A 20447-nucleotide genomic window follows, 5' to 3' on the forward strand; every position below is an offset into this window, starting at 1 on the left:
CTTATTAGAAGGTTAAAGATATGTCTACTGGCAGCATACAAACGAATCAATTATTTAAAGGTCTTACAAGACCTGCAATGCTCTTTGGTGTGAGTTATATGTTTGCAATATTAAACGTTCTAATTTGCATGCTAATTTTCATTAATGCAAATGATCTTAGAGTAATTCTCCTGATGTTACCAGGTATACATGGACTTGGCTATATAGCTTCTGCAAAGGAACCGTTGTTTATTGAGTTATTTATGGTAAAGTTGGGAAAATGTTCCAAATGTTTAAATCGGTTTTATCATGGGGCCAATTCTTATGACATTACTTGATGTTATGCAATGTTGAGATTTAGAGCTATTCAATCAAAGAATAAATCTATTCTAAGTAGAGAGGTTCACGCTGCCGAATTTATACCTTATTCTTGCTATTGGAATAGTACAACCTTGATAACAAAGCAGAATTGGTTAGTTAAATTTATAAAATTAAATGGCTTTGCGTTTGAAACGGCCGATGATGAAGACTTGGTGATACAAAATAATATCAGAAATCAGATGCTAAGAAGCATTTCATCTCCAGCATTTAGTTTGTACTTTCATACCATCAGGCGTAAGAAGAATATCTTTTCTGATGAATTTGCAAACCAGAGTTTACCAAATTTTTTTGCTAACCATGTAAATCTAAAATGGAGAGAAAAACACGCAACTAGGCAATCTTTTATTAATGATTTATACATTACGATTATTCGTAGGGCAGATACAAAGGGAGTAGAATTTTTATCACATCTACTGAAAAAATTTGGGCATGTAACTTCAAAACATGCTTGGGAAAGTGATATGCGTGATACCTATGAAGATTTAGAGGAAACGACAAATCGTATAGTAACAAGCCTTAGGAATTATTCGCCTAAAGTCCTTGGAGTAAAAGAAACTCCAAACGGACTGTTTTGTGAAATAATGGAGTTTCTGTCTAGAATTGTAAATTGTGGCTTTGTTACAAATACGCTTTTTCCACTAAAAACTGAAATATCAAGATACTTACCAGTTCATAGGTTATTTTTTGGCCATAAGATGATACAGGTTGTGACTCATAATGAAAGTAAATATGCTGGAATAGTTAGTATCAAAGAATATGGAAATAATACTTCCGCAGGAATGCTTGATTCTTTTTTACAACTTCCTTATGAATTTATTATCACGCAGTCTTTTCAATTTACAAATAGGCAAATGGCAATTGCGAAAATGCAGATACAGCAAAATCGTATGATACAATCTGCAGATAAAGCTATTTCTCAAATAGCAGAAATTTCTCATGCGCTTGATGATGCAATGAGTGGTAAAATTGCGTTTGGTGAACACCATTTAACTATCTTATGTATAGAAAAAAGCCCTAAATCATTGGACAATGCTTTATCATTGGTTGAATCGGAGCTTTCTAATTGTGGTGTTTATCCTGTTCGTGAGAGGGTTAATCTAGAACCAGCATTTTGGGCGCAAATTCCTGGTAATTTTGATTATATAGTAAGAAAAGGTACAATAAGTAGTCTTAATTTGGCCGGTTTTGCATCTCAACATAATTATCCTACTGGTAAAAAATTCAATAACCACTGGGGAGATGCTGTTACAGTTTTTGATACAACATCTGGCACTCCATTTTTCTTCAACTTTCATATAAGGGATGTTGGACATACTATGATAATTGGGCCAACAGGTGCTGGCAAAACTGTTTTAATGAATTTTTTATGTGTTCAAGCAATGAAATTTTCTCCAAGAATATTCTTTTTTGATAAAGATCGCGGTGCAGAAATTTTTTTAAGAGCACTTGGTGGTATCTATACTATAATAGAACCAAGAACTAAGACAAATTTTAATCCTCTGCAACTTGACGATACTCCTGATAATAAAACATTTTTGATGGAATGGATAAAATCTTTAATTTTAGTGTACAACGATAAATTCACTTCAGAAGATATTGCTAGAATTAATGATGCAATTGAGGGAAATTTTAAATTAAAAAAAGAAGACAGATTTTTGAGAAATCTTGTACCATTTTTAGGACTTGCGGGCCCTGCTACTCTAGCTGGAGCAATATCTATGTGGCATGATGATGGCTCTCATGCTGCAATATTTGACAATAAAGAAGATTTGCTAGATTTTTCAAAAGCAAGAGTGTTTGGCTTTGAAATGGCTAGCTTGCTAAAAGATCCTGTTGCTCTTGGGCCGGTCTTGATTTATTTGTTTCATAGGATTAGTATATCGCTTGATGGCACTCCATCTATTATTGTTCTTGATGAAGCATGGGCGTTAATAGATAATCCAGTTTTTGCACCTAAGATAAAAGACTGGTTGAAAGTGCTGAGAAAGTTAAATGCTTTTGTAGTTTTTGCTACTCAGAGTGTTGAAGATGCAAGTAAAAGTGCTATTAGTGATACGCTTGTACAGCAGACAGCAACACAAATTTTTTTGCCAAATCTGAAAGCTACTAGTGTCTATCGAGATGTTTTTATGTTAACTGAACGTGAGTACATACTGATCAAACACACAGATCCAAGTACTAGATTCTTTTTAGTAAAGCAGGGAGTTAATGCTGTAGTAGCTAGAATAGATCTGAAAGATTTGGATGATGTGGTCAACGTGTTATCTGGACGTGCGGAAAGTGTTCTATTGTTATATGATATACTGAAAGAAGTCGGAGATGATCCAAAGATGTGGTTGCCTGTGTTTTATCAAAAGGTGAAAAATGTTTAAAACTAAACTGTCATTACTGTTAGTTGCGATATTTTTGTTAAATATAGATTTTTTGCTCTCGTATCCAGTGTTTGCAGATACAGTAAGTGGTACTGACAAAACGGAATTTGTTAGCAGATTTAATTCTACTGGTAGCTTTAGCCGTGCCTCTAATCCTGACTGTAAGGCGTTTGAAACATCTGCAGCAGTTGCTGGGATAGCAATTGCTATTGGTGCAATATTTACTGGTATTGTTTTGATTGTCTCTTCTGCTGGTTTATTTACTGCTCTTGTTATCGTTGGAATGATAGCTGCAATTGTTGGAGTCTGGAAGGCAGTTGGGGGACTTATTGTTTGTCAGCATAGTTTTGTTAGGCATCCAGTTGCATACGATAATGATAGGAGATATAAAAATTTTAAACTAAAAGATACAGGTTATAGTGGTGATACAGATAAAAATTATCGAACAGAAGATGAATATTTTTCTGCATTACAGAAAAGATCAGGAAAAGATGGAAAACAAACAGAGAAAGATATTTTAAACTTTACTGATTGGGATGTTGTGAATGTTGATAGGGAACACTACTACTGGCCAAAAAATGGGGTGCAATATAGTGAATACATAGAAGTATGTCATCGCAATCCTTTAACATTTGGCAATCTTTTCAAGACGAATGACTTTAATTTCAGAGGGGAAGATGGATACATAGACTTTGATATCAGAGAGAAAGATACTGGATATGAAAGTGGGTCATGGTCTCCGAGGGTTGATGGCGATCTAGAATGTAAAGTGCTTAAATCTGGACAGAGCAAAGACATATATGGATCAACGTTCAGGGCAGTGAGAAAAATGGGTAGGTTATGTGTGGAATTGGCTGAAGTTAGGGCAGCTGGAACTGCTTGGCCGCAAGGAATTGATATAGGATGCACGGAATTACCACCTGATCCGATTGCTCCTATGTGTGAACAATCTGTGATATTATTCAAAAATAAAGATGGTACAGGTGGTGAAGAAAGGAGTTTTATCAACAGGGATGACGATTATAAAACTCTTATCAGGAAAAAAGAAAAAGAAGGAAAAATTTTTGTAGGTTATGACAATAAAAGCTGTTTTAGCTTGTATGTCTCTGAAGCTTGCTACAATCAAGCGGGAAGTAAGTCATTATCTCCTATTCCTATAACTTCTATGATAGTGCAATGTATTAAGGAGTCGTTAGATAATTTAGTGGCAGGTATTGATTCAAGTGGTAACTTACTTACAGACAAAAATGGACATGCTAAGGGTAGTTTTTTGTCTGTAGCACAAAAAAGACTGAAGAACACTGTTACTGCTATCTTAATTTTAGCTTTGATATTGTTCTCTATAAAAGTTATGTCTGGTGGAGTGCGTAGTCCGCAAGAAATGTACATGTTGATCATTAAATTCGCTTTAGTGATTTGCTTTACGACAGGTAGCACTATGTCTCATTATTACGGGGAATTAACAAAACTTTCGAACGGCTTATCAGAAATAGTGCTTAAAGCTTCATCTGAGAGTAAAAATATATGTAATTATGAGGCAGGTAAAGATTATGAATACGATCGTGCAGGGCAGAAGGTATCCTACAGTTATCTTGCACCTTGGGATAGGCTTGATTGCAGAATTTTATTTTATTTAGGTGCCCCTTTAGATGGAATTGGTGGCAAAATTGGTACTGGAGGTGTTGCAACGTTAGCGGTTTTGCTTGGCGCTGCTCCTGTCTTGTTAGTTGCAGGTTCGGTGATTGGTATTATTTTCGCTGGTGGACAAATTTTAGTAGCTCTTGTCTGTATATTTATGGCCATTTTGCTGATGATGGTTATTTTGTGGATGTGCTATGTATTTATTTTATCTCTAGTTGCTTTAAGTGTAATTGTTATTCTATCACCTTTGTTTATTCCTATGGTTTTATTCCAACACACCAAAGGATATTTTGACGGCTGGGTGAAAGAGTTGATTACCTATAGCTTATACCCGGTTATCCTTTTTGCGTTTTTATCCTTTATGTTCATAGCATGTGATAAAATCTATTTTAAAAATTTAAATTTTAAACTGGACGAGTCATATAAAAATGAACAACCAGACAAGTCATATGAAAAGAAACAAGCAGAAATCTCATATAGTAAGAAAAAACAGTGGTTTAAATTGAAAGATGGGGAATGTGATAAAAATGAAACTACTCTCGCATGTATGATGCAAAATTATAGCTTTAAAAAGAGCAGCATACTTGGTCTATTCGACTTTACATACATGGAGTTTGGCAGCTCTCTAATCGGAGAGTTATTAAAATTGTGTTTAGTATTATTCCTCTTTTACCACTTTTTAAACGTTCTTCCCGGCATGGCTGCTGAGCTTGCTGGTAATCACAGGGCAGCACTTGGTTCAGGTAGCACTCCTGCACAAATGGTGAATAAAGCTTTATCTGCTGCCAAAGCTGCTGCTGGAGGTGCTGGTCAAGTTGCTGCTGCGGCTGTAAATAAGGCAAGAGGGGCTATTGGAGGAGGTGGAGATGATAATAAGGGATCGGGATCTTCCTCTAGTGAATCTATAAAACCAGATGGAGAGTGAGCGCAGGTGAGTAACAGATGTTTGAACATTTGAGCAACCAAAACTTGGTTAAGCTATGCATAAGTTTTGTGATACTCTTTTTATTATCTGGGTGCGGGTGTATTAAGCCAGAAGATTCATCAGGCTTGCGTGAGAAATTGGATATAGTGTCAACAGAGCAGAAATGGGTTGATTCTGGAGTTTATATTTCGGATAAAATAAAAGTAACAGAGATTAATATAGTACCTAATAAGGTTAATTTTTGTTCGCAATATAAAGATTTTGCAATTGAACCTGGAGTAGGAAGCGTTACATTACCGTTTGCGCTTAAAGCTGGCGATGCGATAAGCTTTAGTGTTGTTGGAAGTAAAATGTGTAAAAACGATAATGGCACGGTCACCTATAAAAAAATTGACGAGAGTTGCGGTGAAGGAGAGACGGAGTATTTTGCACATGTTTTAAATCAAGAGAATTGTCAAGGTGAAATATGCCCTAATAAATATATCATAGGTAACGCAAAATGGTTGAATGGAAAAGAATACTGGAATCCAAGTTTTGTAAAATCTGATCAAGATGAAAAGGAGATTGAAAATATCATTAATTCTATAAAACAAGGAGAAAATATAGACTGCAGGAGGCTTTCAAGCAGTCAGAAAGTTGAGATAGATACGTACCTTTTAAATCTTACGTGTGAGAATACATGTTATTATGCCAGTCAAGATTGTGTGCAAATTGAATCTAATACTATAGATGGCAATAAACGTAATGTAGCTAACAAGAAGGCTGTAGATGGTATAATGGGAGTGTTAGATGATAGCAACATAGCTAAAGGACACAGCGATAGTTCAGATGGTGAAAAGGATAAAGTAAATACAGAAAAAAATACCAAGGGAGCTGTGGATGATATAAGAAAAAAGAAAATGAAGAGGATAGAGACTTACATTCCATCATTAAAGGTGTCGATAGGAGGAAAGGAAAGTTTTAAATATGTAAGGAGTGATGGTATACGAACTAACTTTGATTATAAGATCAAAAAAGAAAACTATGATAAGGGTACAGAGTTAGTATTTACACTTAAAAATGCTAAAGAAAAGAATGCTGGTAAAGGGGGATATAATATAAGGGTCACAAAGAGCCATAGTCTAGCAAAAAACTTATATATACATGTTTCTGATAAGTTTCCTGAGCACAATCCTGGTGAAATTCTGGGGGATATACCTGTGAATATCAGTGAAGTTCATAATACTGAGTATATGGAAAGATTAAAAGAAAAGCTAAAAGACAAGAGTGGCACTATATATTACGGAATAAGAGATCATGGCTATGATTATAAGAAAAATGAAGGTCAGTTTAGCATTAACCTTACAACTAAAGAGCCACCTGTAAGAACTTTTAGTGCGATATATAATTTTTTTGATGAAAAAGTAAAAATTGCATTTTTTGGTTCCAGTTATAAAAATTCAGAATGGAATCACTCTGAATCTAGTCCCGTGAAGTCTCTTTATCAAAGTTTTGTAGCGTCAAATAGAACAAAGACTATCAGATCCACAATAGTGTCGTTATTAGTGTTATATATAACTTTATATACCCTTTATTACTTTTTTGGATTGTCTCATGCTTCTACATATGAATTTTTAATTATATGTGTAAAGATAGGGGTTATTACCCAATTGCTGAACGATAACAGTTGGAGTTTTTTTTATAACAATGCATTTTCTATTTTTGTTAATGCTCCAAAACAGTTAATAGAAATAGCAAATTTCAGAGGTACAACATCAAATGTTTTTGAATTTCTTGATTTACCGCTCAATAGGTTTTTATCAGCACACTCAGTGTTACTAATAGTATCTCTTATATTCTCTGGTCCTTTGGGTATTGTATCGTTTTGCTTGGTGATTTGGGGTTTGATAACAGTGAGCTTATCGATGTTTAACGCCTTATTTTCTTTTATCACATCTATAGCAATAGTTGCATTATTGCTTTCCTTGGCGCCTCTTTTTATTATTTGCCTTCTATTTGGATATACTAGACAGATGTTTCACAATTGGGTCAAAAATTTAGCAAGATTTGCAATTCATCCGGTAGTGCTTTTAATTTTTATATCATTAATAAGCCAGGTTATGGATTATATTGTGTATTCGGTCTTTAATTTTGAGGTCTGCCCTACATGTATACTTAATCTTAACTTAAAGATTTTTAATCCTTGTATTATTTATGGTTATGCTTCCAAACATGCACCTAATATCACCGCTATGATGGCTTTTGTGATTTTGGGACATGCTATGAAAGCTTTAGTTGAGGCATCTTCAACAATATCTGATTCGTTGTTTGGTGTTTATGTGGCAAGCGAACCAGGAAGGCAATATCAGCAAAGCTTAATGGGAACGGTAGGTTTAGATGAACAAAGTATCCAAAGAAGAGCAGGTCAGCAATCTGGTACACCAAGTCGAAGACCTCAAATACCACAATCAGCTCAAAGATCAGCACCTAAAATACCGACAAACACAGGAAATCAATGATGAGCAGAAAATCATTATTATTGATACTATGTCTTGTAATTACTGGCTGCACAATGGATTGTGTTGAACCTGGGCTGCAGAGCAGAAATACTAGTGTCAGTATAGATGTTCCAGTTCGTGAAGCTGGCGAAGGAGTTAAAATTCATTGGGTTGATTCTGGTCAAGTAATTAGCAAGGATGAGAAAATCAAATTTACTCTTGGTGGGTCAGTAAATTTTTGTCCTCTTAAAGAAGGGAAAAATCCAAAGAGAGTACTTGTGCCCGCTGTATTTTGTGCTAATGATTTAATACCAAATTACAGTAATAAGTTAATTGATAATGCTAGTCTTGATGAACGAGAAATATGTGGGGATATAGGCTTTGGAAATAATGAATTCTATAGCAATAGACGTTATGTAGATACTGGAATTAAAGCAAATCCTGGTGATAAGTTAAGCTTTAGCTTAGTTCCCAGAGAGATAACGATTAATTATGACAATCCGGAAGGGAAAGGTATCAGCTTTGATGACAATTGCTATAGAGCTGAAGAAAATGATAAAAAAGACAAAGCTACAATAAAAGACATGCTCAATGGAGGAACGTTCTTTTGTGGAGAAAGTGGTAAGAGGACTAAAGTAGAATTTGCTAAGATTAATAAAGAGAACATAGAAGAAAGAAGAGTGCTAGTTGGTAATGGCTACACTCCATATGATAATAAGGTACATTTTAATAAGGATTATATTCAAAATTCATGGATAAATGGTGCATTGTTAGATTTACGACGAACTAAAATAGGACTGGATAAATTATGTAATGGGAAAAAATGTGATTTTAATGAGATAAGCAAGTACAGCTCTTATGAGCTTAATTGTTACTATCAAAATATATGTTACAACGCAAAAGGTATAGGGGAGAATTGCGTCTCTTCTATAAGGTATGAGAAGTATGATAAAAGAAATACATGTGACATGTATTCTCACCTTAAACGTATTGAGGGTGAACTAAAAGAGATTGAAGAAAATAAGAGGGATTCTAAGCAGATTGACATTAATTTAATATCAAATTCTAAATTAAACTTCAAAGAGGACAGAGAAGATATTTCTTGGGCTGAGGCTCTTGTTGCAAAAGCTGGCGATCTTAATAATCAGAATACTGCTAAAGGTATTCAATGTTTTCCAGAGAACAAGGGTGCAAAAGGGGATAATGTGTGTTCGCAAATTGGTGGTAATTTTGAACATTTTTCTTTGAAATTAAATCATGATTATAAAATAGATGAAAAAGATATAATACCTGGTAGTAGTGTGATGCTTGCTATAGCAAGTAATGGCAACCACCAACTTCATAGAGGTGGATATCATGTTGCAGTGACTAGATCATGTAACTTCGATAGTGGTGAAAAACTGTATATGTACTTGGGTGATAGCCCGCCAGGAGATCCATCTGTTCGAAAGACTAATAATTTCAAAAAAGTAAGGAAATTAGATAAAATAACAGAGGATAATGTAGACTATTACATAATAGATGGAAGTCATTTGGTAAATGAAGAGTCTAAGAAAATATATTTTGGTATTAATGTAGAAAACGTAGAGAAAGATGATATTACGGATAAAGATAGCAAATATTATGAAGATAACAAATACACAGTAAATTTATTTTTAAAAAGAAAAATAAACGATTTTATTTCATCAACTGTAAACAAGATTTTTGATGTCATAACAGACGGGAGTGAAGACGGAATTAAAATTCCATATGAAGGATATAGAAAGGGGCTTCTACAAGGAATAAGAGCTTTGCTTATTCTATACGTTATATTTACTGTTGTTGGCTATATGCTTGGAACAATACAATTAAGTAAATTCGATTTTATTATAAGAATATTCAAAATAGCATTTATAGCTTTTGCTTTTAGTGATAGAAGTTGGGAATTCTTTGGTACAACTTTGTCTGGGCTTTTTGTTGAGGGTAGCATTTATTTAGTTGATAGTTTTTCTGGCTATATAGGAGAAGGAGGTAAAAATTTTGCATTCTTAGATTTAACAGCGGGAGTATTATTTACAGGAGAAACATGGCTGAAATTTTTATCTTTAATGCTATCAGGACCTTTTGGCTTTATTGCATTTTTGGCAATACTTTATGCTACTTTTGTGTTTTTAAGATGCATTATTAGTGCTACGTTTAAGTATGTAATATCTACTGTTTTAGTGGCATTTTTATTGTCATTGGCACCTTTATTTATCGTATTTATTCTATTTCAACAAACTAAAACATTATTTGATAATTGGATAAAAACGCTGGCTCATGTTTCATTGCAACCAGTCATTTTATTTTCATCCTTGTCTCTTTTAAATCAGTTAATGTATTCAGTTCTATACAACCTCACAAATTTTTCTGCATGCTATCAATGCTTAATTAGTGTAAATTTTTTATCGTATGATCTGTGTCTTATGAAATCAATATTACCTCTTGGGTATAGTCCTGGTACTAGTGTTGATGTTGCGCTCAGTACTGGAGAAAGGGCTGGTGGGCACTTTGCAGCATTACCTATAGATCTAATCCAGGCATTTATATACCTCATCATTGCTAGTGCAATGGGAGCTTTTGTTTCTATATCAGAAACTATGGCGCAGGCGTTGTTCAGCTCTGGTTATGGAGTTGCTCAAGGTGTTAGTCATATTTCTAGGAGCGCATCACAAGCTATGCTGTCAACTGTTGGTCTTGATGATAGAACCCAAAATATGATACATAACATCAAGCAGGGAATGAGTAAAGATCGTAGCAAAATTGAAGCTAAATTGCCTGATACACCAAAGCAAGCAGATGGGAAAGGGAGTGCTGGCAGAGAAATGAGCAAATCTGAAACACTAAGCCAGCCAGATAAGCAAAAGGATTCTGATAAAACAAAAGGACAAGTCAAGGAAGATTGATGAGATATATGGAGTAACTAATTAAAAAGATATTTGAAGTAAGGTTTTAGAAATTTATTCTGTATTGGAAAAAGTTTAGGTATGCAATCACGCTTAGGCAAATGTTGGTTTAGGTTATTAATTTTGGTAATCTGTGTTCTGGTTACAGGTTGTAGTAAGAATGATATGCCTTTTCCAAGATGTATATCTGCTGATTATTTTGGTCCTGAACCCATTGCAATTGGTGCTCATTTTCCAATCGGTCATGATGCGTTTTTTCCAGAAGGTGAAAGTGGAGAACCTATTGATCCTGAAACCGGAGAAATCAATTATGGTTTTCACCCTAATCAAGTAGTGAAGTGGAAGGATACCGGCCTTGAAACCAATGGAGATAGTTTAGTAGTACGAGTAAATGGTGCATGGACATCTTGGAGCAATAGTAATAAGAAGAAATCTCAAAGTAGTTATAGTTTGGAAAGTTTGGAGCAGTTAAAATATGCAACCAAATTTGAAAGAGGGGAAGGTGACAACAGTCTGCCTGACTTTCACTTGGTTTGTAATGATTATAAACCTAGCATACAAAAATTTTCAAGTAAGCCTAATGCAAGTTGCACTGTAAATTGCAAGTGCATTAATGAAGATGATAGCGCAAATACAGTATCACGTGGTGCTCCATGTTGGTTTACTAACGGCCATGGTGCTTATCTTTTATTTAAAAGGCCTAGCGATTCTAGTCCTAACGAAAATTTAAAATCCATGCGTAACCCTGAGTCTCCTACTGTACATCTAGGTTACAATTCCGTAGCGGAAGATGGAAGTGGGCTTTTTACTTTAGACAGAGATAACACCACATTACAGGGCAGAAATTGTAATAAGGTGAGGTTAGAAAAAGGATGGAAAATATATGTAAACATATTAGATAGATATTATCTAGATAATGCAGGTGGCTACTCTTTTGAGTTCTTAAGTGGAGTGCAGCAGCCAAGTAGTTTTGGGTTTTTTGATTACATTTATAACTATCTAAAATGTGTATTATTGATTAACGAAAATTGTAAAAAGCATTTTGATAGCAATGATCCTGCAGCTGCACAAGCGATATTTCAAAATATAGCTGAAAAAAGTACGAGCTTTCACAATTTTGTTCTTTCCTTGCTTGTTCTATTTATAGTGATTTCATCGCTTCTTTATCTTTTTGGAATGATAAGAGAAACTAAGCATGATATGCTCATCAGAATGATGAAAATCACTCTAGTAATAGTGCTTATATCTCCTGGAAGTTTTAGATTTTTCTATGATCATTTTCTTGTTTTATTTGTTAAAGGTCTTGAACAATTGATAAGCATAATTACTAATTTTGCTTCCAACATGAACACCGGAGGTAATTCAAACGTTGCTCAAGGAAATGAAGCTAAATTGTTTAGCTTCATGGAGGATATGTTTAATAAGTTTTTTGCTTACTCTGTTTGGAAAAAGTTTGCAGCATTTTTACATTATCAAATGTGGGCAAGTCTCCTTATGATACCGGCAATTTTTATAGGGATTGTCTTATATTTCCTGCTGTGTATGTATGCTTACATAATATTCCTTTCTGGTTTTATGGGTATAGCTTTTCTTGTAGCTATAATGCCGCTATTCCTAATCTCTATTTTATTTTCACCACTGAAAAGTCTATTTGAGGGTTGGATAAAATTCTGTATTAGTTTCTGTTTGCAATCAATTATGATATTTACCCTGCTGTCATTACTTGCTGCGATGATAATGAATACCTTTTATAAACAGTTAGGCTTTACTGTGTGCTATAATAAATGGCTTGAAATAAAGTTATGTGCTCCAAAATGGGTATTTGGTGGTTTTTGTATAATTGATAAAGAATACTTTAGCTGGACTCCAGGGCAAATTTTTGTACCTTATGCTATTGGAGAGGCTTCTCCATTGAACGTAGATAAGAATATAGAAGGTATAGAAAAACTAAGCAGAATAGGTGGTACAGTAAAGTTTACTGGTGGCGCTGGATATATCCCTCTTCCACCAGATTACATTAATAAAGGTTTTCGTTATATAGATTATCCTTTCTTTAATCCAATTCCTGGAACTAAAGATAATCCAGCAGACCACTATATTGCGGAAAGTGATATGATAGTTAGTAATGGCTGTAGTGCAAAAGATCTAGTACGCTTAACAAATAGTTTATCTCATGCATCAGAGAGGGCTGACATTATATTACTGATCAACAATATAGAGAAAAGGATAGGTGATGTTAGTGAAATAATAAAACCCTACTGTCAAGATATAAATAAATGCAATAGTTATAGGGAAATAATTAATGAAATAAGATCTTTAGTGCGGAGTGCGATAAAAAAACAAGGTTGTAGAATACTGAAACTTCATGATTTATATAAGGATCCCAACAGTGAATACTGTCAGAAATGTAAAGATTGTGAGGATTGCAAAAATTATAAAGAAAATAGTGATTACCAAAGGGTGCAAGACATACAGAGAGGTTATTTAATCAACGCAGGAGAGATCTTTGTATTGTTCTTGCTTTCGTTTTTGATGTTTTCTTTGAAGGAGTTTGTACAACAGATGGGCTCAAGCATTGCCGGTGGTGGGTTTGGTGTTTACAATATATCTAGTATGTATCAAGCATCACCTGTGACTGGTTTAATGCAGGGATTAAAACAACAGATGCAAGATAAAATTGGTGGAGGGCTAGAGTCTTTAGGTAATTGGGCTACTCATGTGCCGGACAGATTAGCTGGAGGTACAGCTAATTTGCTAGGTAGAATACCAGGAGTTGGGGGTGTGCTGAAATATGCTATTAATGTGCCACGTAAGCTTGTAGGTGCTACTATTGAAGCAACAAAATTTGCAACATCACCCAAAAATGATGTTGATAAGCTTGAGGAAAAAATCTACAGGGCGTTTGGAATTGATAAAGAAGATATTGCACATAGAAGAATTGATAAATATTTAGAATATTATAAAGGATATGTAGGATCACATTTGGGCTATACAATAGAAGATGCTATGAAGTTTACTTGGGAACATGGTCTCGACTCTATAGGAATTAACCCTGCTACAGGAGAAAAGGATGGTTACCAGCATAATCTACTCTATAGAGCAAAAACATATAGACGGGAATTTCTTGAGAAGCTTCATGATTACACTATCGGCCGTAAGAGAGAACCAGAAAAAGACAATCCTGATCAATCAAATAAGGTAGAACGAGAGTTAGGCGCGGAACTAGTAAGAGATAACCATGATCAGCCACTAGAAGAAGGCGACCCTCTTCGACTACGAGGGGGAGGTCAGCCAGATAAGGTAGTACGAGAACTAAGCACAGAACAAGAAGACAAGCCTAATCAACTACAGCATGATCAGCCAACAGAAGAAGATAAGCCTGATCAATCAAATGAAGTGACACGAAATTTAGGCACGGAACCAAAAGGTTCAGATGAAATTGATGATTTTGGATCTGCTTTTGAAGGTATGGAAAAACGTGCTGAAAGAGAGGAAAAAAGAAATCGAGAAGACAGTAAAAGGAAATTACCGGAACCAATGAGGAAACCAGATGCAAAAGGAGATGAGAAGAGGATTGAAGATGAAGACTAATAAAAATTTCAAAGGCCTTGATTATTATAAATTGCAGCAAGACAAAGATGGCAACATAAAGTTAAATGACTACGACGACATTTTAAATGCGCGTAGGGCAAGGGTAGACTTGTTGCGGGATAACACATCACTTGACAAGGATGTCAATTTTGCTAAATTGAATAAAGCTTTGAGTGAGAAATTTGTAGATAATCATGGTTTATTGTCTGAATTTGATAAGGAAGACAAAGAGATTGCACAAGAAAGGCTTAAGATGTCTAATATTTTAGACAATCTTGATAATCTTGCAAACATTGAAAGTGAAGATCTATTAGAGGTTAGTTTGTTACTATCAGATCTTAGTTTTATAGAGAGAAATATTGTGTTGAATGCCGATCAGAGTTCTGATCTAATAGGGTTCAAAAGTCTATTTATAGAAAAAAAAGCATCTGGTGAGGAATATAGTGATGAAGAGTGTCACAATTTCCTCGATAGTATAGAGAAAATCAATACTTTAATTAAGTTAGAGTTAGAAAGTAGAATTGAAGGGATGGGTCATGATGAAAAAAACAACATACTGTAATTGCGATTGAATAATGGAGAGACATACTCCATTATTTTAGCACGAAGTAACAAATTCAATGAATTGGTTCTTCAAAAATAATTTAAACTTTTACAGTAGGAGTAGTCTCATGAAATATTATAGCGGGTTAGATATCTCACTCAAAGAAACTTTTATTAGTATCGTTGATGAGAAAGGAAAAATTGTTAAAGAAGAAGTTGTTGCAAGTGAGAGCAGTGCAATAGCTGAGTTTCTGCTTAGTCAAAGCAGAGAATACGAATCCATAGGAATAGAAAGTGGGCAATTGTCAATATCGATGTGCAAAGAGTTAAGGAGCTTTGGATTACCAGTAATTTGTGTAGATGCGAGGCATATGGCAGCAGCATTGTCTGCGAGAATCAATAAAAACGATAAAAATGATGCAAGGGGTATAGCACAAATGATGAGAGCTGGGCTGTATAAAGAGGTATTAGTAAAATCAGATGAGTCTTGTCAAGTTAAGGTAGCGCTCGGAAGTAGAAGGCAGTTAATGTATTGCAGAGAGCAAATTATGGGAACAATAAGAGGGCTATTGAAGATATACGGAATAAAGCTTGGCAAGAAGTCAAAGATTGTAATCTTTTCTTTAAAAGTGCAAGAAGCAATAAAAGATCTAGATAAAGTCAGTAAGGATTCAATTGAAGCATTAGTTTGTAGTTTGGAAATAATAGAAGAATCAATAAAAAAGCTTGATAAAATATTGTCAGAGAAAGGCAAGAAAGACGAAGTTTGCAAATTATTAACTACTGTTCCAGGAGTTGGTATTATAGTAGCAATGACGTATAAGGCTACAATTGATAATCCACATAGGTTTGAAACATCTGATACAGTCGGAGCCTATATGGGATTGACGCCAAGACAGTACGCTTCTGGAGAAGTTAATCGTCATGGTAGCATATCAAAGATGGGACCAGTAGAATGTAGAAATATGTTGTATGAAGCTGCGCATACAATACTGACAGTTAGCAAGAAAAAATTCAAATTAAAAAGCTGGGGAATAAAGCTTGCAAAAAAGAAGGGTATAAAGAAAGCAGTAGTTGCATTAGCAAGAAAACTAGCTGTAATTATGCATAGAATGTTGGTTGATAAAACAGAATTTTATTATCAATAAACACTAAAGGAGTATAGGACAATAATTTTATTGAAGGTAAAGATAGTAATGCCGATGGAAGGGATAAGCAAGAGCTATGGTTGAAGCGTAGACTTCGTAAACAACATGTTGCCATCCACTTCCGCCCTAACAAGTATAGTGCGGCTTGGCTAAAATTAAACTAGCCATATCAGACCGCGGAGAGAACCATGGAAGCATGCTACTTAATCTATGTAAAATTATTAAAGATTACGGAGGAAATATGCTATTTTGATTTGTGTAAAAATTATTGTTGACTTATGTGCAATTAGAGAACTATGAGCTGGGGTATAGCCCTATTCCAATTGAAGAATTATATAGAATAGCAGGGGCACTATCAGTTAGTATTATAGATCTACTTCCAGGACCAACAGAACTAAAAGAAGACAGTTGGTATGAAGATGAGGATGAAGAAATAGTCTATCTAACGAAAATACATATAGAAATTAAGGACCAGGAATTACGCAAGAAGCTTTATCCATTAGTAAGATTTGTATATGTTAGCGAAAAAATTAATCAAGAGGAAGCGAGAATAGAAGTAGCAAAAAATCTAGTTAAAGAAGGAGTTTCAGTTGATATTATTTCTCAAGCGACTCGCTTATCTAATTACGAATATAATGATACAGAGAAAGAAATTTGTACTGATTCTGTACTCTACAAAGTGGGAAAAAGGATAAAAGAGCAGAGATTAATACGGAGATACACTCAAGAGGAGTTAGCAAATAAAGTCGGGTCAACATCTAAAGAAATACACGACTATGAACAAGGATACACAGACATTCCAATTGAAATATTAGATAAGATAGCAAAGGCATTATCAGTTAACATTAAAGCTCTATTTCTTGAACCAACAGAATATGAAAATGAGCTATTGAGGTTCATAGGTGGATACAAAGAAATTGAGGACCAAGGATCAAGGGATGTATTGGATGCGTTAGTCAATCTCTATCTGAAGGAATGCAGACTGGCAAAGAAAAGGTTAAAAAAGCGGAGAAAATCAGGTTTGCAAAGGATCTAGTTAAGGCAGGTATTGCTGTTGATATTATCTTGCGAGCATCTGGACTAACTGTTAGTGAGTGTCCAAAATGAATTGAATTCTGGATTAAAAACAGAGGTACTCAGAAATAATGTATTAAGATATAAGTAAATGTAGTTATTTACTTAATAAATCTATTTACCATCTCTGAAAATTTGCTTAGATTTCGGTTGTTCAACAAATACCTCTTCTAGCTTTTCTGGCTCAGCTTCGGATCTTACTGCTAATTTGCGTTGTTTAATAAACTTCTTTAATGTCTTGACTGCAATAAAATTAATACTGAAAACACATGCAGAAGTTATTGCTAGTGCTGGCAGAGGAGTTAGACTGAATGTTGGTAAAATTGCCACGATTGTAGCAGATGTTAGTAAAAATGCTAGTCTTTTGCTCCCGATTATCTTGTTTTTCTTGGACTTTATGGGGTTTAGGCTTTTTATTTTCCCTTTTAGCTTTTTGAAGCCTTTTTTGAACACTTTGCCTCTTTTCAGCTCTTTTTCTACGGGTTTTGTTTTTAAGCTTTTTATTTTTTCTTTTATTCCTTTTTTATCTTTTTTTGCTTTAGAGGTTACTTTCAAGCATAGGCTAGGTTTCACCACAATTTCAGAGAGCGGTTTTGGCTTATCGTTTGAAGTTTTAGCTTCTTGACCCTTAGTATGCTTTTTGGGCGAAACTATGTTTTTTAAACCTTTCTTTGCTTTGTGGTATAATTTCTTTAGTTTACTTGGCATTTTTATGTAAATTAAGATACGATATCGCAAAATTTATCGATTACTTTTTGATTACCTTCTATCATTGCATTTGCCTCCTGCTGCAGACATTTAATATTTTTAGGTGTTACATTATCCATCTCAGCCGACGCTATTGTCAGTTGTGATTGTATCCTGATGTATCTGTCGTCCATTACATTACTTAGCTGGTAATTCACTACATCAAGACTCGAAGCAAACATCACATTTAACAGAGGCTTTATCCAGGCTATCTTTCCTAATTTTCTGTACTTTATTCGATTAGATAGCCTACCTGTGACAATTGACACCAGCACTATTTCTTCATTAGGGAAAAGTTTTTTACTATTTGCATAAGCACAAGCCGCTGGGTTATTGGCAAACACTCCTCCATCCACTAGCACTCTTTTCTCTTGCTTAACTTCTAAATACTTAGGTGCAAAGTATGTTGGTGCTGCTGTTGTGGCTCTGAGTGCGTCTTTTAACTTAATGAAATTCCTATCCTCTTTCCAACTTTTGAAGAAAAATGGACAATTATTGTGAATATCATAACTTGTAATCATTACATTACTTAAAGTGTTTTGTAGGGTATCATCACCAAAATATTTATCCAGCACAGATTCAATATTTTTATGTGGGTATTGTGCACAGTTAAACCAAGATAGTATTGATCGCCTCAAGAATGATGACTTGAAAATATATGCTCCGTACTTTTGGTAAAGCTCAACTAAATCATTTGCTGAATATTGGGGATTTCCCCGTTCATCTTTTTTACATAACCCTGCTACAACAATTCCACCAGTTGAGGTTCCTGCCATTAAATCAAAGATTTCAGCTATCGGTTTCTTTGCCCTCTTTTCTATTTCTGCTAGAATAATGGCTGGTATTATGCCCCTTATGCCTCCTACGTCAACTGAAAGGATGTATTTTTTCATGATTAGATATTTATTAATTCTGTTAACTTGCTCACTTTTATCAGGTTGTGTTACCTGTCCAAAAACTACAGTCTGTTTTACACCTAGGGAAAATTGTGCCGAACAAATAACCAATGCTATAGATCAAGCTCAAAAATCCATATTAATTCAGGCATATCAATTTACTTCAAAGCCTATTGCACAATCTTTAATTAGAGCAAAAAAACGTGGTATTGATATTAGGGTTATCCTAGATGAATCACAGGTCAGCTCAAAATACAGTGTCATCAATGAATTATTTAGGCAAAAAATACCGATATACATAGACTATAAACCTGCAATTTCACACAGCAAAATTATGATTATTGATGAGCAAAAAATCATAACCGGATCATTTAACTTTTCAGATGCCGCTCAGCAAAGAAATGCTGAAAACCTATTGATTATAACAGGAGATCCTCCACTAGTTGAGCAATACATCGAAAACTGGAAGGATCGTAAATCTCAATCTGATCCTTATACACCAAAAGTAGAAGAATAATTACTTAAAATCAGCTTTAAGCTCATCCAATTCCTCAGAAAGATTTTTTACCCTTTCCTCAAGTACTAATACTTTTTCCATTAAACCATATTCAATAAGTTTATCGTGAAATTGTACCCTTGAGTCTAACTTGGATAACCACCATATCAATGCTACGGTTTGGATTAATATGGTAATAATTACCGTAATTGGGATTTTTTGCTTTTTCATGTGAAAATATTAACTTGTTATGGATAGTTTTAGAAGTTTATATACAGATTATAGAAAACTTACAGCTTTAGTGATTACTTTTTGTTGATTCGTATCGGTCCTCTGCTTCTGCAAGTAGCTTTATTATTTGATCATAGGGCTTGTCTTTATTGTGTCGTGACCTTAGTGCGGCAATTCCTCTTGGTGTCTTTCCGTTATTATCTATGGTATTAGGGTTTGCTCCTTTCTCTAATAAAAACTCGATAACCTCTAAGTTTCCTGAGTGTGTAGCATTATGTAGTGCTGTACTTCCATACTTACTAGTAACATGTATATTTGCTTCTTTATCCACTAAAAATCTTACAACTTTTAGACATCCTGAATTTGATGCATAGCCAAGAGGTGTTAAACCAGAAGACCCTATTTCATCAACATATACTACATTTTTTCCTACCAAAAGCTCAATAACCTCATAACTGCAGTTTTCAGCCGCTGTCTGTAATATTTTCCTATAATAGGAGTTAGCTCTAGATTTTTGATAGCAATATGTAATAACAACACATACCATTAATATTATAAACCATACAAAATGTATTTTCTCTTTTTCATTACATTTCAGTTGACTCATATTCAGTAGTTTCTTTACATTGAATAGACTATATACTTATTTTTCCTTAACGTTACTTACTCAAAGATGCTGATAACATAGTAAGGTAGCCTGAGCTATTTAAAGTATGCTCTGCTCTATTAACTATCCATTCACCATCTACCGCTTGATTAAAACCTATAAGATTAAGTTTAGCTTCTGCAAAAATTTGAGGATTGCCAGGCATAGTTACATCTAAAGTGTAATAGTCTAGACTTAATCTGACAAGCATGAATTAACTGACAGAAGAATTAACAAAGTCAAAACCAAAATCAGCATCCTGTTTAATGCTATCAATATTTTTCTGATAAGCAATATGCATACTATCAAAAAAGGTTTGCATAGGAGTCTTACCATAGCAATATTTACCTGAATGCGGTCTAGATCTATTGTAAGA

Annotated in this window: 14 protein-coding genes and 2 pseudogenes; 10 read left to right on the forward strand and 6 right to left on the reverse strand. The window is 34.5% G+C overall.

The window, feature by feature from the left end; genetic code table 11:
• Positions 1-20: 20 nt before the first annotated feature.
• From OUY_RS05065 to wmk, 9 genes and pseudogenes are all read left to right on the forward strand, one after another.
• Positions 21-317, forward strand: coding sequence for a type IV secretion system protein VirB3 (locus tag OUY_RS05065; protein ID WP_139686856.1), 297 nt, complete (start codon positions 21-23; stop codon positions 315-317).
• A 9-nt stretch (positions 318-326) separates the two neighbouring features.
• Positions 327-2732 (forward strand): VirB4 family type IV secretion/conjugal transfer ATPase, encoded by a 2406-nt coding sequence (locus OUY_RS05070; RefSeq protein WP_139686857.1) that lies wholly within the window; start codon positions 327-329, stop codon positions 2730-2732.
• A complete protein-coding gene (locus OUY_RS05075; RefSeq protein WP_139686858.1) occupies positions 2725-5298 on the forward strand; it encodes a TrbL/VirB6 family protein in 2574 nt (857 codons plus the stop codon). The genes OUY_RS05070 and OUY_RS05075 overlap by 8 nt, the downstream gene beginning before the upstream one ends.
• Before the next feature lie 17 nt (positions 5299-5315).
• Entirely contained in the window at positions 5316-7796 is a 2481-nt protein-coding gene (locus OUY_RS05080) for a TrbL/VirB6 family protein (RefSeq protein WP_139686859.1), read from the forward strand.
• Positions 7793-10699, forward strand: coding sequence for a TrbL/VirB6 family protein (locus OUY_RS05085; RefSeq protein ID WP_139686860.1), 2907 nt, complete (start codon positions 7793-7795; stop codon positions 10697-10699). The genes OUY_RS05080 and OUY_RS05085 overlap by 4 nt, the downstream gene beginning before the upstream one ends.
• Positions 10700-10780: 81 nt before the next feature.
• The gene (locus tag OUY_RS05090; protein WP_139686861.1) at positions 10781-14290 is read left to right on the forward strand and encodes a TrbL/VirB6 family protein; all 3510 of its coding nucleotides are present in this window, start codon (positions 10781-10783) and stop codon (positions 14288-14290) included.
• Positions 14280-14852: a WD_0853 family protein gene (locus OUY_RS05095; protein WP_139686870.1), complete on the forward strand. Its 573-nt coding sequence runs from the start codon at positions 14280-14282 to the stop codon at positions 14850-14852. The genes OUY_RS05090 and OUY_RS05095 overlap by 11 nt, the downstream gene beginning before the upstream one ends.
• Positions 14853-14961: 109 nt before the next feature.
• Positions 14962-15981, forward strand: a complete 1020-nt coding sequence (locus tag OUY_RS05100; protein ID WP_167481353.1) for an IS110 family RNA-guided transposase — start codon at positions 14962-14964, stop codon at positions 15979-15981.
• Between the two features lie 292 nt (positions 15982-16273).
• A pseudogene (gene wmk, locus OUY_RS05105) lies at positions 16274-17088 on the forward strand (WO male-killing family protein Wmk); the annotation flags it as partial.
• An 81-nt stretch (positions 17089-17169) separates the two neighbouring features.
• Here wmk and OUY_RS05110 read toward each other — a convergent pair.
• Positions 17170-17763, reverse strand: coding sequence for a hypothetical protein (locus OUY_RS05110; RefSeq protein WP_139686864.1), 594 nt, complete (start codon positions 17761-17763; stop codon positions 17170-17172).
• A gap of 11 nt (positions 17764-17774) precedes the next feature.
• Complete coding sequence (locus OUY_RS05115) at positions 17775-18695, reverse strand: patatin-like phospholipase family protein (RefSeq protein ID WP_139686865.1); 921 nt, start codon at positions 18693-18695, stop codon at positions 17775-17777.
• Here OUY_RS05115 and OUY_RS05120 point away from each other — a divergent pair.
• Positions 18694-19215, forward strand: coding sequence for a phospholipase D family nuclease (locus OUY_RS05120; RefSeq protein WP_139686866.1), 522 nt, complete (start codon positions 18694-18696; stop codon positions 19213-19215). The two genes, OUY_RS05115 and OUY_RS05120, sit on opposite strands and share 2 nt — an antisense overlap.
• Here OUY_RS05120 and OUY_RS05125 read toward each other — a convergent pair whose 3' ends face one another.
• The 4 genes and pseudogenes from OUY_RS05125 to OUY_RS05140 form a co-directional block, all read right to left on the reverse strand.
• Positions 19216-19425, reverse strand: coding sequence for a hypothetical protein (locus OUY_RS05125; RefSeq protein ID WP_139686867.1), 210 nt, complete (start codon positions 19423-19425; stop codon positions 19216-19218).
• Positions 19426-19492: 67 nt separating this feature from the next.
• Entirely contained in the window at positions 19493-20032 is a 540-nt protein-coding gene (locus OUY_RS05130; RefSeq protein WP_139686868.1) for an ankyrin repeat domain-containing protein, read from the reverse strand.
• Between the two features lie 52 nt (positions 20033-20084).
• Positions 20085-20282 carry a hypothetical protein gene (locus OUY_RS05135; RefSeq protein WP_246038746.1) on the reverse strand — a complete coding sequence of 66 codons (198 nt, stop codon included), beginning with the start codon at positions 20280-20282 and terminating at the stop codon, positions 20085-20087.
• Between the two features lie 3 nt (positions 20283-20285).
• A pseudogene (locus OUY_RS05140) lies at positions 20286-20447 on the reverse strand (IS481 family transposase); the annotation flags it as partial.

The sequence above is a fragment of the Wolbachia endosymbiont of Leptopilina clavipes genome, assembly GCF_006334525.1.
Taxonomy (GTDB): Bacteria; Pseudomonadota; Alphaproteobacteria; order Rickettsiales; family Anaplasmataceae; genus Wolbachia.

Bases quoted from the DNA above. Each gene is read 5' to 3' on its own strand.
- OUY_RS05090 (WP_139686861.1), top strand. From the start codon at position 10,781: ATGCAATCACGCTTAGGCAAATGTTGGTTTAGGTTATTAATTTTGGTA.
- OUY_RS05110 (WP_139686864.1), bottom strand. From the start codon at position 17,763: ATGCCAAGTAAACTAAAGAAATTATACCACAAAGCAAAGAAAGGTTTA.
- OUY_RS05070 (WP_139686857.1), top strand. From the start codon at position 327: ATGTTGAGATTTAGAGCTATTCAATCAAAGAATAAATCTATTCTAAGT.
- OUY_RS05085 (WP_139686860.1), top strand. From the start codon at position 7,793: ATGATGAGCAGAAAATCATTATTATTGATACTATGTCTTGTAATTACT.
- OUY_RS05120 (WP_139686866.1), top strand. From the start codon at position 18,694: ATGATTAGATATTTATTAATTCTGTTAACTTGCTCACTTTTATCAGGT.
- OUY_RS05080 (WP_139686859.1), top strand. From the start codon at position 5,316: ATGTTTGAACATTTGAGCAACCAAAACTTGGTTAAGCTATGCATAAGT.
- OUY_RS05075 (WP_139686858.1), top strand. From the start codon at position 2,725: ATGTTTAAAACTAAACTGTCATTACTGTTAGTTGCGATATTTTTGTTA.
- OUY_RS05125 (WP_139686867.1), bottom strand. From the start codon at position 19,425: ATGAAAAAGCAAAAAATCCCAATTACGGTAATTATTACCATATTAATC.
- OUY_RS05135 (WP_246038746.1), bottom strand. From the start codon at position 20,282: ATGCTTGTCAGATTAAGTCTAGACTATTACACTTTAGATGTAACTATG.
- OUY_RS05065 (WP_139686856.1), top strand. From the start codon at position 21: ATGTCTACTGGCAGCATACAAACGAATCAATTATTTAAAGGTCTTACA.
- OUY_RS05100 (WP_167481353.1), top strand. From the start codon at position 14,962: ATGAAATATTATAGCGGGTTAGATATCTCACTCAAAGAAACTTTTATT.
- OUY_RS05095 (WP_139686870.1), top strand. From the start codon at position 14,280: ATGAAGACTAATAAAAATTTCAAAGGCCTTGATTATTATAAATTGCAG.
- OUY_RS05115 (WP_139686865.1), bottom strand. From the start codon at position 18,695: ATGAAAAAATACATCCTTTCAGTTGACGTAGGAGGCATAAGGGGCATA.
- OUY_RS05130 (WP_139686868.1), bottom strand. From the start codon at position 20,032: ATGAGTCAACTGAAATGTAATGAAAAAGAGAAAATACATTTTGTATGG.